Origin of the sequence: Pseudomonas sp. CCNWLW23 (genome assembly GCF_037095675.1) — a bacterium.
GTDB classification, from domain to species: domain Bacteria; phylum Pseudomonadota; class Gammaproteobacteria; order Pseudomonadales; family Pseudomonadaceae; genus Aquipseudomonas; species Aquipseudomonas atacamensis.
In genome coordinates, this window is sequence record NZ_JBAWKM010000019.1 from 115278 (window position 1) to 128260 (window position 12983).

Consider the following 12983-nt stretch of genomic DNA (forward strand, 5'->3'; position numbering starts at 1 on the left):
CTTTGACATTTGCCCTTTTCCGATCACCGGTATCGCCATGTTCAAATACGCCAAGGAACTGCTCTTAGTTGCCCATCTGTTGCTCTTTTCCGACTATTACGTGGATCGGTTAAATGCTATCGGGTGGGGTTTCAATGTACTTGTTTTTGGCGCGATGTTTTTGGCGCTTACTTTCGCGTTATATCTAACTGCCTATATACGTCAGGCTCTCGTTCGACATGCATTCGCATTAACAATGTTTGCCGCAGCGGTTTTTTTTGATGTTTACACACGGGTTACCGCGGATTACCTGAGGTACAGCGATTTCGTTTCGCTGGTGTACTCCGGCGGCTTCATTCAGGAAGCGGCCTATCAGTATCGCGATGCGATCCTGCGCGCGGTGCTCAGTGGCTTGCTGCTGTTGTTCGGCATCGGACTCAAGCCGCGTCATGCGCTGTTCATACCCAACACGTTGCGGGTAGCGGCGCCCCTCGTCGGCGTATTGATGCTCAGCGGATTGTTGTTTCTACGAGCGGGTGAGGGCGCACGTGGGTTGCCGATCATGTACACGCCGCTGGCCTACCTGAACCTGTTTGCCTACGAGGCGCTGCACGATACCGTTGGCCCCCGTGAAGCGGTGACGCTTGCGCGCGCCACGCCCGCCGTCGGCCATGACATTGTGCTGATCATCGACGAAAGCATTTCCGGCAATTACCTCGACATCAACGCGCCGTTCGGCGTGCACAGCAACCTCAAGCAAGCGCCGGCCGGGGTCGATGTCTTCAACTTTGGTTATGCCGCGTCCATTGCCAACTGCAGCGCCGACACCAACGTCACCTTGCGCTACGGCGGCACCCGCGCCGACTACAGACGCATCAACAGCACGTTGCCGTCGATCTGGCAGTACGCGAAAAAGGCCGGGCTCGGCACGGTCTACATCGACGCCCAGCGCACCGCCGGCAACCTGCAGAACCTGATGACCGCCGCCGAGAAAAACGACATCGACAGTTTCGTGCAATTCGACCAGACCAGCGTGCGCGACCGCGACATGGCGGCAGCGGCGAAGCTGATCGAACTGCTCAACGACAATCGCCCCGAGCTGATCGTGATCAACAAGGTCGGCGCGCATTTTCCGGTGCATGACAAGTACCCGGACGCGTTCATGGCCTACCGGCCAACGCTGCCCCGCGGACAGTTCACCGAAGTCGCCGACACTGGCGAACGCAACGGTTTCAACGGCCAGCCGGATGACTGGGTGCTGTATCGCAACGCCTACAAGAACACGCTGTTGTGGAACGTCGGCGAGTTCTTCGCCCGGGTGTTTGCCCAGGCCAACCTGAACAATGCGCTGCTGATTTACACCTCCGATCATGGCCAGGATCTGCATGAGCGCGGCAACCCGGGCTTGAATACTCATTGCGGCGGCGACCCGGTGGAAGAGGAGGGGCTGGTGCCGCTGGTGGTGATCCAGGGTCGTGGATTGCAGACGCCGGACTGGGCGGCGAATCTGCCGGCAAACAAGGACCGCTCCAGCCACTACAACATCTTCCCGACGCTGTTGCAGGTGATGGGCTACGACTTGGGCGCAATCGAAGCGGTGTATGGCAAACCGCTAAGCGTGCCGACGGCGGATGAGTTCACTTTCAACTACCGCTTCAATGCGCGGTTGGGGGCCAAGCCCGAGTGGAAACATATCGATCTGGGCAGCATCGTGACGCCGGAGCGGGCGCCGGCGAGTGTGGCTTCGGGGCAGTGAGTTCTGGATTGCTCGGGCGGGCCTCTTCGCGAGCAGGCTCGCTCCCACAGGGGATTGCATTCCAGGGGCGGGAACGAGCCTGCTCGCGAACAAGTCGGGACAGGCTGCGACAGTCTCAACCCTTGTTGAACCGCGCCCGATACTCCCCAGGCGCGCACCCCAGCCAGCGCGCGAAAGCCCGGTTGAATCCCTGCACATCGCTGTAACCCAAGCGATCCGCCACTTCGACCAGCTCCAGCGCCACGGACTGCAACAAGTCCTCGGCCCGATAGCGGCGATGCTCATCAAGCAGTTCGCTGAAAGTCCAGCCCAACGCCTTCAAACGCCTTGCCGCCGTGCGCTCAAGCACATGCTGTGTAGCACAGAACTGCTGCCAATCCGCTGAAGCCAGATCTTCGATCAGATAATCGCTCAGCTGTCCGAGCAAGGTCGATTCACTGAAACATCGGGTTTGTTCCAGCAGATCGACAAGCGTTGTTTCCAATGCCGGATTGCCCGGTGTCAACGGCATCACGAACAGCTGAGGATCCAGAAAAATCGCCGCCCATGACTGCTCTGCGCTCACCGGGGTTCGCAACGCCGATACATATTCCTCGCGGCTGGCCGACACCAGCGCCACACCCAGCACCGGATCACGATTCACGCCGCTGGCGAGCAACTTGCGCCGCACCAGACTGCAAAGGCTGACGAGGATGTAATCGGTCAGCGCCGCCGGAGCACCAAGACTGCCGGCTTCGACCAAGCGCAGTGTTACGCCGCCATCTTCACGCAGGATTTGCACACGGAAGTGTCCGTTGAAAAACGCAAAGTACTCGGCGAAAAACTCACAGGCACGTTCCAGCGACACGGCGACATCGAACAGATAGGTCAGTCCATTGGTGGCCGTCGAAACGAAGCGTTCACCCGCCGCCAGACCGATCAGTGGATCGCCGCTCTGTTCCACGGCAAACGCCCAGAAGCGCCGCGACATCAGCAGCGGCATGCGCGTGAACGGCGTGCGCAGATCGAACAGGCTGCGGCGCAGTTGTGCTTCGATTGCGCCTTGGCTAATGCCGCGCGCGAGCAATTCTTCAATGGCCGGCAGCAGGGTCGGCGCGTAAAAAGCGTTAACGGATTGCGGATGGGTTTTGCTCATGTTCTGCGCGCGTCTCCCGTCGCTCCGTTAGCCGCCAGCAACCGCTGATCGACGCTGAGGATCGCCTCGATCATCGCCCGCGCTGCTGGCGTCAGGGTAAAACCGGCGCGGCTGACGATGCCATAACCCAGTTGCAGCGCCGGCTCGTCATGGGGGACGTCGACAAAGTCGAGCAGCTCGATCAGGCCGCGATCAAGTTGTTCACGCAAGGCCTCCAGCGTGGCCAGCCCCACCGCGTCGGAGCGCAGCACTACGCGCTGGATCGCGTCGAATTGCGCGCACTCGACGCTCGGGTTGAAGTCCTGCTCACCAAGGATATCGGCGAGCACCTTGCGGATCATCGGTGGAATGCGCGTGCCGACGATCGGGTAATCGAGCAGGGCGCGCAATCGCAGGTCTCGTTGCGCGAGGAGCGGATGGCCGGCGCGACAGAAAAACCGTCCCGGCCGCGTGCGCAGCAGGTGCACCTGATACTGCGGATCGCTGACAAAGTGCCGCGCGTCCGCGACGAAAAACTCGATCTGCTGCTCGCGCAACCACAGCGTCAATTGCTGCCAGTCGCCCTGATGAAACCGCGTGCGAATCGCCGGATGCGCATCAATGAAGTCGGCCAGCGCTTCCGGCACCAGCACCTGCGCCGGATACGGACCGCAACCGAATTGCAGTTCGCCGCCGGTGAGGCCGTTGTATTGCGTCAATTCGTTGTGCAGCGCCTGACTGCCAGCGAGCAGGCGCCGCGCATGTTGCAGCACCAGCTCGCCTTGACCGGTCAGGCGAAATTCGCGGCTGCTGCGCTCGACCAGCGCGCAGTCAAGGTCACGCTCCAGAGTCTGGATGCTGCGGCTGAACGCCGGTTGGCTGAGGTTGATCGCCTCGGCGGCGCGACCGAAGTTGCGGTAATCAGCGAGGGCGACCAAGTGGCGAAGCTGGCGAAGATCCATCATGCGTCTCCTGCATTTTGCGGATACTTTTAATGCATTGGATCGATAGCACGTCCGCTGGCATAAGTACACGCCTGTTCTTCGATGGCACGCCTTCATGTCTCAGTCTCTGTTCGCCTCCAGCGCGTTCACCCGCACGATTCTCGCGCATGCTCGCCAGTCCGGACTGTGCCCGCAACGCTTGATGGCGCGCGTGGGGATCTGCCCGTCAGTGCTCGCCGGGCAGCATCAATTGATCGCCGCACAAGCGGTTGAACAGTTGTGGCGTGAGTGTGAATGGTCAGGGGTAGCGCCGACGTTTGGCTGTGAACTGGCCGACGGAATGGCGACCGATTGCCTGCAAGGGCTGAATATTTTGCTCGACTCGTCCGCGACCTTGCGGGCCAGTCTGAAGTGCTTCATCGACTGCTTGCCAAGGGTGATCAATTACGTTGCGGTGGAACTCGTCGAGGCGGGCGACGTGGCTCATTTGCGCCTGCGTTCGCAGCAGGGGCAGTTGCATCATTTCGCTCTGGATGCGGCAGTGATAACGCTGGTGCGCAACATTGCCCGTCGATTGGGCGGGGCGCCTGGAGATTTGTTTGTGAGTGTCAGCCTGCGCCCGGCGCAATTGGCCGGTGGCTGGCTGCGTAGAGTGGGTATCGCGGTGGAGCAGGGCGAACATCTGTGCCTGACCTTGCCGCGCTCCAGGCTCGATCAGGCCTTGCTGGGCGCCAACACGTTTCTGCACCAGAGCATGCTGCGTCACTGGCACGCTGAAAGTCGCGCACCTGCGCGTGAGGACAATCTATCGATGGCGCGGCACTGGCTGACGGCGGGTGATCAACCGATCGAACGGATAGCTGAGCGGCTGGGTTATCGCCAGCCGAGCAACTTTATCCGCGCGTTTCGCAAACAGTTCGGGATTACGCCGAAGCAGTTTCGGTTGAATCCGGGGCAGGTTTGTTGAAAGCAGAATTGAGGTGATTGATCGTTATTGAGGGTGTGCCAGCAAGATTTACCCCCTCACCCCAGCCCTCTCCCCCAAGGGGGCGAGGGGGAAAGGGAGCCGATCTTCATGGCGGTCGGAATCTGAGTTCAATTCGGTATCCCACGTCGGCGTATCTCGTACATCCAACACGGTCAGTCCCCTCTCCCTCCGGGAAGGGGGCTTATGAATCATGGGAGCTGATGTGCGTGTTATTCAAAATTGCATTCAACTCGTTATCCCACGTCGGCGTATCTCGTACATGCAACTCGGTCGGTCCCCTCTCCCTCCGGGAGAGGGCTAGGGTGAGGGGCTTTTGACTTAAGGCGTGACGATATTGAACTGCGGCCCGAACGTATCCAGGCTGCCCATCAATAATCCGAATTTCTGACCATTGCCCTGCAACTTCACCAGTCCTTTTTGCATCGCCGTCGGGAAGTCCAATTGTTTCAGGCTGATCTTCTCCAGCGTATCGCGGCTCAGGCTTACCCTCGCATCCGCCGCCGGATTCAGACCGGCGCGGTGAGTCAGCACGCCGTTGCGCAAGGTCAGGGTGAAATCCTTTTGCACATCGTCGAACGTCCAGTTCAGCGTCAGGTCATGGGCCACGGCTTTGTCACTGTCCAGGCGTACCGCGAGGTAATCGAAGAACATTTCCGGACTCATCGCCCTGACCATATCCACCGATACGGTATTGGCTGACTGCGGCGGCACGCCGTTGCGCAGCTCCATCGCACCGGTCAGGTACATGTTGCGCCAGGTGGCGTTCTCGCTTTGATAACCCAACTGCTCCAGCGTCTCGGCTTGAGCGTTGCGGGCATCCGCGTTGTCCGGATCGGCGAACAGCAACTGGTTGCCCAACTGCGCGGCCCATCGGTAGTCAGCGCTGGCCATCGCACTGCGCATTTTCTCCAGCACCGACGCGGCACCGCCCATGGCCTCGACCGAGCGTTTAGCCGCATCGACCGGCGGTAGCGGGTTGAGGTTGGCCGGGTTGCCGTCGTAGAAACCCATGTAGCGCTGATACACCGCGCGCGTATTGAAACTCAGCGAGCCGTAATAGCCACGGGTGTACCACTTCTGATCGAGCGAGCCGGGCAGCTTCTTGATTGCTTCGGCAATTTCCAGCGGCGTCAGGCCCTGGTTGAGCAAGTGCAGGGTGCGGTCGTTGATGAACGCGTACATGTCACGCTGATCGGCGAGCAGAGTACGAATCCGCTCGCCACCCCAGGTCGGCCAGTTGTGCTGAGCGAACAGCACGTCCGCCTTGTCGCCGTAGCGGGCCAGACTGTCATCGAGGTATTGCGACCAGGCTTTGGCATCACGCACCTGCGCACCGCGCGGGGTGAGGATGTTGTGCATCATCTGCGTGGCGTTTTCGGCCATGCACAAGGCTTTCAGCTGCGGTAGATAAAGGTTCATTTCCGCTGGCGCTTCGGTGCCCGGGGTCAGCTGGAATTCGACTTGCAGGCCAGCGATGGTGCGGGTTTCCAACGGCTCGGCAATCAGATCGGTAGGCGCGATCAGTGTGACCGTGCCACCGCTGGGCGCGCTCTTGCCGAGGCCAGCGTCGACCTGGCCTTTTTCACTGCGCGGCAACAGGCTGCCGAATTGGTACTGCGCGCGGCGGCTCATGGCGTTGCCGGCCATGACGTTTTCGCTCATGACGTGTTCCATGAAGCCGACCGGCGCGTAGACCTTGACCTTGCCGGACTTGACATCGGCCTCGTCGATCACCCCGCGCACGCCGCCGAAATGATCGACATGGGTGTGGCTGTAGATCACCGCGACGACCGGTTTGCGCGGCCGATTGGCGTAGTACAGGTCCAGCGCCGTCCTGGCGGTTTCGGCCATGGTCAGCGGATCGATGATGATCAGCCCGTCGTCACCTTCGATGATGGTCATGTTGGCCAGGTCGAGGCCGCGCACCTGATACAGCTTGGGGCTGACCTCGAACAGACCGGCGTGGGCATTGAGCTGGGCCAGTCGCCACAGGCTTGGATTGACCGATTCCGGCGCCTTGTCTTTGGCGAGGAAATCATAGGCATTGACGTTCCAGATGACTTTGCCGGCAGCGTCCTTGATCTGACCCTTGAAGGGTGCGATCAGGCCTTTGCTGACGGATTCGAAATCGGTGCGGTCGCTGAAAGGCAGGGTTTGCAGGACGGCAGCGTTGCTTGCGGCGGTTTGCATGCTCGGCGCCACCGCACCGTCAGCAGCGAGCAACGGTTGGCTCAGGCAAGCGGTGATCAGGCAGGTCAGCAGGCCGCGCGGGCTCAGGATGAAACGGGGCATGGGTGTCTCCGGTTTTTTATCGTTATGGCCGAACAGCCAGCAGCGTAGGGCGCGTCCCGGCGTTGGCGATGATCATCAGCGGACAAAAACCATTCAGGGCCGCTATCCTAGGCCCAGGTTCACTGATCGGGTTTGCCCATGCTTGAGGTTCGCGACGTTTTCAAAAGCTATGCCACGCCACAGGGATTGTTGCCGGTGCTGCAAGGCGTCGACCTGACGCTGAAGGCCGGTGGCAGCCTCGCGCTGATGGGCGAATCGGGCAGTGGCAAAAGCACGCTGCTGCATTTGGTGGCGGGGCTGGACAAGGTCGACAGCGGCAGCATTCGCAGCGGCGAACATCGCCTGGAAGCCATGAGCGAAGCGCAACTGGCGAACTGGCGGCGCACGGAAATTGGTCTGGTGTTTCAGCAGTTCAACCTGATCGGCAGCCTGCGCGTGGAAGACAACCTTGCCTTTCAGGCGCGCCTCGCCGGGCGCCATGAGCCGCGCTGGCAAGCGCATCTGGTGCAGCGTCTGGGTCTGGGCGATCTGCTCTCGCGGTATCCCGAGCAACTCTCTGGCGGCCAGCAGCAACGAGTCGCATTGGGCCGCGCATTGGCTTCGCAGCCGAAATTGCTCTTGGCCGATGAACCCACCGGCAGCCTCGATGAAGCGACCAGCGATGAAGTGCTGCGGCTGTTGCTGGAATTGCTCGATGACACGCCGACGACTTTGTTGATGGTCACTCACAGTCAGCGCGTTGCGGCACGTCTGGCTCAGCGCGTGGTGTTGTCGAACGGACGGGTCGCCTGATGATCTGGCGGCAAACCCTGCGCGCGCTGCTCAGCCACTGGCGGCGTCATCCCGTACAGTTTTTCAGTGTGCTGACCGGGCTGTGGCTGGCCACCAGTCTGCTCACTGGCGTCGAGGCGCTGAACAGTCAGGCGCGCGACAGCTACGCGCGGGCCAGCCAGATGATCGGCGGTGAACCACAGGCCAGCCTGAGCACGCCGAATGGGGCATTGTTTCCCCAGCGCTGGTTTATCGAATTGCGCCGTCAGGGCTGGCCGGTGTCGCCGGTGTTGCAGGGCCGGCTGACGCTCAAGGGCCACGAAGACCAGCGGATTCAAGTGATGGGCATCGAGCCGGTGTCGCTGCCGTCGGATTCCGCGGTAGCCGGGCAGGCGATGCCGATCGAGCGCATCGTCGAATTTTTCAGCCCGCCGGGCAGCACCTGGATTTCCCCGGACACGATGCAAATGCTCGGCTTGCGCGAAGGCGATACACCGCAAACCGTGAACGGCCAGACCCTGCCGCCGCTGCTCGCGCAGAAGGACATGGCGCCGGGCCTGTTACTGGTCGACATCGGCGCAGCGCAAAGACTGCTCGACCAACCCGAGCAATTGTCGCGACTGCTGCTGCCCAAGGACTTTCATCAAGAATTACCAGCGAGTTTCACCGATCGCTTGCAGCTCAAAAGCAGCGGCGAAGAAAACAATCTCGCGCGGCTGACCGAGAGCTTTCACCTCAATCTTGATGCCCTTGGATTTTTGTCATTTCTGGTCGGCCTGTTCATCGTCCACGCTGCCATCGGCCTCGCTCTGGAACAGCGCCGAGGCTTGCTGCGCACGTTGCGTGCCTGTGGCGTCAGTGCACGAATGCTGATCGCGTGTCTGGTGGTTGAACTGGGTGTGCTGGCGCTGATCGGTGGATTGTTCGGTGTGATCAGCGGCTATTGGCTGGCCAGCGTGCTGCTGCCGGACGTCGCCGCCAGCCTGCGCGGTCTGTATGGCGCGGAAGTGGCGGGGCAGTTGCGTTTGAGCCCCTGGTGGTGGTTCAGCGGCATCGGTCTGAGCCTGCTTGGCGCCTTGCTGGCCGGGGCCAATAGTCTGCTGCGGGCGGCGCGCCTGCCGTTGCTGGCGGTGGCTGATCCGCAGGCCTGGCATCAGCAATATTCGCGCTGGTTGCGTCGGCAGGGTTGGCTGGCGACGGCACTGCTGGCGATTGCGCTGACGGCGCTGATCTGGGGCGACAGCCTGAGCAGCGGCTTCGTGCTGATGGCCGGGCTGTTGCTCGGTGCCGCGCTGGCCTTGCCGGTGTTGCTCAGCGCGTTGTTGAACCCGTTGCTTGGGCGTAGTCGGTCGGTGCTCGGCCAATGGTTTCTCGCCGACTGCCGCCAGCAACTGCCAGCCCTGAGTCTGGCGCTGATGGCGCTGTTGTTGGCGCTCGCCGCCAATATCGGCGCCGGCAGCATGACCGCCGGTTTTCGCCAGACCTTCAACGACTGGCTCGAACAACGCCTGAGCGCCGAGCTGTACATCAACCCGGCCAATCCGGCGCAGGCCCGCGAGATGCACAGTTGGCTCAAGCAGCAGCCCAACGTGACCGCTGTGCTGCCCAACTGGCAGGTTTCGGTGACACTGCAAGGCTGGCCGGCCGATGTCTACGGCATCATCGACCACTCGTACTATCGCCAGCATTGGCCGTTGCTCGACAGCAGTGGCAGCGATCCGTGGGGCAAACTGGCCACGGATGATGCGGTGATGCTCAGCGAACAACTGGCACGACGCCTGAAGTTGCGGCCGGGCGAGCATCTGAACATTCCCACGCCAAACGGCACGTGGTCGCCGCGCATCGTCGGCATCTACGCCGACTACGGCAATCCGAAAGGGCACGTGCTGATCAGCAGTGAGCACCTGTTGCGCGGCTGGCCGCAACTCACGCCCAACCGCTTCAATTTGCGAATCGACCCAGCGCAGATTCCGGCGCTGCTCAACGCCTTGCAGGCGCGTTTTGCGCTGGATGACAACCGCATCGTCGATCAGGCGCGGCTCAAGGGCTGGTCGGTGCAGGTCTTCGAACGCACCTTTGCCGCGACGGCGGCGTTGAACAGCCTGACCTTGGCCGTGGCTGGCGTGGCGCTGTTCATCAGTCTGCTGACCCAGAGCCAGAGTCGCCTCAGTCAACTCGCACCGCTGTGGGCGCTGGGCGTGACGCGCAAACAATTGATGCTGCTCAACCTCGGCCAGACCTGGCTGCTCGCCGTATTGACGTTGCTGTTGGCGCTGCCGCTGGGCATTGCTTTGGCATGGTGCCTGGATGCGGTGATCAATGTGCAGGCATTCGGCTGGCGCTTGCCGTTGCGGGTGTTTCCGTTGCAGTTGTTGCAACTGATGGGCCTGGCGTTGCTGGCGACTCTGTTGGCTTCGGCATGGCCGCTGTATTCGCTGTACCGCACGCAACCGGCGGACTTGCTGAGGACGTTTGCCCATGAGGACTAAATGGCTCGTGCTGATGATTGCACTGCTGCTCGGTGGCTGCGATCAGCCTGCACCCGAGGAAAAGGGTTTTGCCGGCATGGGCGATCAGGCGCAATCCTTCACCCCGGTGGTGCCCGGTCGGGTGTTCAGCTTCCCCGCCGATCACGGCGCGCATGATGGTTTTCGCATCGAGTGGTGGTACGTCACCGCCAATCTCAAGGATCAGCAGGGCAATGATTTCGGTGTGCAATGGACGCTGTTTCGCAGCGCCCTGAAACCCGTCGCCGAGCAGGCCGGTTGGGGCAACCAAACGATCTGGCTGGGCCATGCGGCAGTCACTTCGCCCTCGGTGCATCACGCCGCCGAGCGCTACGCCCGGGGCGGAGTAGGCCAGGCCGGCGTGCGCCTGGCGCCGTTCGAAGCGTGGATCGATGACTGGATGTTTGCCAGTCAGGCGCAGGATCCGTTGCGCGATATGCAACTCAGTGCTCGTGACAAGAAATTCGCTTATCAACTGCGCCTCACCTCAAGCCGCCCGCTGGTGCTGCAAGGCGACAACGGTTTCAGCCAGAAATCCGAAGAAGGTCAGGCCTCGTATTACTACAGCCAGCCGTTTTTTCAGGCCAGCGGTACGCTGCAGATCGACGGCCAGACCTACACCGTCAGCGGCCCGGCATGGCTCGATCGCGAGTGGAGCAGTCAGCCACTCACCGCCAATCAAACTGGCTGGGACTGGTTCTCGCTGCATCTGGACAGCGGCGAACATGTGATGCTTTACCGCATGCGGCAGAAGGACGGCGCGCCTTATCTGACCGGCACCTGGATCGCCGCTGACGGGCAGATTCAGACATTGCACAGCGAGCAGATCAGCCTTGTGCCGCAGGATACGGCCAAGGTGGCTGATCGACCGATGCCGGTGAAATGGTCGATCCGCATTCCCGACAAGCAACTCGATATCAGCGTTGACGCGATCAACCGCAATGCGTGGATGGATTTGCGTATTCCGTATTGGGAGGGGCCGGTGAAGATTGGTGGCAGCCATCCTGGCCAGGGCTATCTGGAAATGACCGGGTATTAACGGTAGGTGCAGTTTCCCTGTGGGAGCGAGCTTGCTCGCGAAGGCTTTTTGTCGAGCGATGATTTGTTCTGCTTGACCGGGTACATATCCGTTGCTGCGGTAACGGCTGCTTAGGGTTTCGCCCTTACGGCGACTTACTTTTTTACAAGCGCCAAAAAAAGTAAGCAAAAAACGCTAGCTCCTACGTTCGGCCCTCGCAGGCTCGGGTTCCTTCGCTGCGGGATCGATCCGGGCGCAGCGGCTACGGTTTGCTTCGCTGCACCTCCTTCCGCTGTGTCTGGCTTCGCCAGACGGTCGCTGCGCTCCCACGCCCGGATCAATCCCTCCACTCAGCCTTCCGACGTCGCCGGTGGATCAAGATCAAGATCAAGAGCAGGCGAGCTGACACTCGGCCTATAGGTGAACGTGGGACTGTAGGAGCTGCCGAAGGCTGCGATCTTTTGCTTTTGCTCTTGCTCTTGCTCTTGTAGGAGTGAGCCTGCTCGCGATAGCTATCTCAAAAACACCGATGAATTACAGCTTAACCCCAATCCCTGTGGGAGCTGGCTTGCCAGCGATGGCGTCAGCAAGGTCGCCACTAATCAAACCGCTCGGAACTCTCCCTTCGCCAATAGGCTCTACCCAGAAACCCGCCATTTTCGGACTCACCCATGAGCGACGACGTGCAACTCCCAGACCTCAACACCTGGCAACGCCTGTTCGACGATCAGACTCTTTGGCAGCAATCGCCCGACGCTCACTATTTCGATCTGCAGCGCATCGCCGATGACCTGCTCGGCCAAGGCGCGATTGATCTTGAGCAATGGCAGTTGTTGCGCGCCAAAGCCGATGATCTGCACAAGCAGTCACCCGAGGTCAACGTCGCCCGCGAACTCGACGATCCCGAAGCCTGAGGACTTCTGCCATGAATAAGACCATCAACCAGAACGACAATCCCGACGAACCGCGCCCGGCCGGCGAAACCGAACGCGATAACGATGCGCTGCGCCCGACCGATCCCAAGCAGCGGCAGGACAGCGGCAAAGGCACGCCGAGTGGCGAATCCACTGCGCAGGACACCGCCAAGCCGCACACCCGAGGGCCACAAACTCAAGTCAAGCCCTGAACAGCGTCTATGCTCACTGGCACGCCCGCCGCTGAAGTCGTTTCAGTGGCGGGCGTCGCCATTTCATCACAGGGAAAGTAATGCATATGAAGCTCGACGCTCTGGCCAAGGCCATCACTCTCGCAACGCTGCTTTCTGTCACGAGTTTCGGCGCTCTGGCTGCCGACATTCCGTTATCCGCCGTCGTTGAGGCCGATTCCGTTACCACCAAAGTGCTCGCCGTCGACCCGGCCAATCACCAGGTCGTGCTGGAAGGCCCCGAGGGACGTCAGGTCCACGTTCAGCTCAGCGACAAAGCGAAAAACCTCGCCAAACTTAAAGTTGGCGATTCGGTGACGATCGAGGTGCAGCGATCTGTCGCCGCTTATCTCGATACGGATGTGGATAAAGGTCTGCCAGGCACCACCGAGCGTACCGGCGAACTGCGCAAGGCCCCGGGCAGCGATAACCCTGGTGGCGAGGCTTATCGTCAGGTTCAGGTGCAGCTG

At 61.0% G+C, this 12983-nt stretch carries 11 protein-coding genes; 8 read left to right on the forward strand and 3 right to left on the reverse strand.

Annotated elements, in window-relative coordinates; genetic code table 11:
• Positions 1-37 precede the first annotated feature (37 nt).
• The gene (locus V8J63_RS21855; RefSeq protein WP_130886917.1) at positions 38-1735 is read left to right on the forward strand and encodes a sulfatase-like hydrolase/transferase; all 1698 of its coding nucleotides are present in this window, start codon (positions 38-40) and stop codon (positions 1733-1735) included.
• 115 nt (positions 1736-1850) lie between these two features.
• On the opposite strand, the gene V8J63_RS21860 is transcribed toward V8J63_RS21855, so the two are convergent.
• Complete coding sequence (locus tag V8J63_RS21860; RefSeq protein WP_336464619.1) at positions 1851-2870, reverse strand: helix-turn-helix domain-containing protein; 1020 nt, start codon at positions 2868-2870, stop codon at positions 1851-1853.
• On the reverse strand, positions 2867-3811 hold the full coding sequence (locus tag V8J63_RS21865) for a LysR family transcriptional regulator (RefSeq protein WP_336464620.1): 945 nt from the start codon (positions 3809-3811) through the stop codon (positions 2867-2869). The genes V8J63_RS21860 and V8J63_RS21865 overlap by 4 nt, the downstream gene beginning before the upstream one ends.
• Positions 3812-3908: 97 nt before the next feature.
• On the opposite strand from V8J63_RS21865, the gene V8J63_RS21870 reads away from it, so the two are divergent.
• On the forward strand, positions 3909-4760 hold the full coding sequence (locus V8J63_RS21870; RefSeq protein WP_336464621.1) for an AraC family transcriptional regulator ligand-binding domain-containing protein: 852 nt from the start codon (positions 3909-3911) through the stop codon (positions 4758-4760).
• 339 nt (positions 4761-5099) lie between these two features.
• On the opposite strand, the gene V8J63_RS21875 is transcribed toward V8J63_RS21870, so the two are convergent.
• A complete protein-coding gene (locus V8J63_RS21875; protein ID WP_336464622.1) occupies positions 5100-7073 on the reverse strand; it encodes an alkyl/aryl-sulfatase in 1974 nt (657 codons plus the stop codon).
• A 138-nt stretch (positions 7074-7211) separates the two neighbouring features.
• Between V8J63_RS21875 and V8J63_RS21880 the strand changes: the two genes are divergently transcribed.
• The 6 genes from V8J63_RS21880 to V8J63_RS21905 form a co-directional block, all read left to right on the forward strand.
• Complete coding sequence (locus V8J63_RS21880; protein WP_223630257.1) at positions 7212-7865, forward strand: ABC transporter ATP-binding protein; 654 nt, start codon at positions 7212-7214, stop codon at positions 7863-7865.
• Positions 7865-10333, forward strand: a complete 2469-nt coding sequence (locus tag V8J63_RS21885) for an ABC transporter permease (protein WP_442963535.1) — start codon at positions 7865-7867, stop codon at positions 10331-10333. The genes V8J63_RS21880 and V8J63_RS21885 overlap by 1 nt, the downstream gene beginning before the upstream one ends.
• A complete protein-coding gene (locus V8J63_RS21890; protein ID WP_110598967.1) occupies positions 10323-11390 on the forward strand; it encodes a lipocalin-like domain-containing protein in 1068 nt (355 codons plus the stop codon). The genes V8J63_RS21885 and V8J63_RS21890 overlap by 11 nt, the downstream gene beginning before the upstream one ends.
• Positions 11391-12040: 650 nt before the next feature.
• Entirely contained in the window at positions 12041-12283 is a 243-nt protein-coding gene (locus V8J63_RS21895; RefSeq protein WP_016774112.1) for a hypothetical protein, read from the forward strand.
• A gap of 11 nt (positions 12284-12294) precedes the next feature.
• Positions 12295-12495: a hypothetical protein gene (locus V8J63_RS21900; protein ID WP_110598969.1), complete on the forward strand. Its 201-nt coding sequence runs from the start codon at positions 12295-12297 to the stop codon at positions 12493-12495.
• A gap of 86 nt (positions 12496-12581) precedes the next feature.
• A partial coding sequence (locus V8J63_RS21905; protein WP_336464623.1) for a hypothetical protein occupies positions 12582-12983 on the forward strand: 402 nt, incomplete at its 3' end.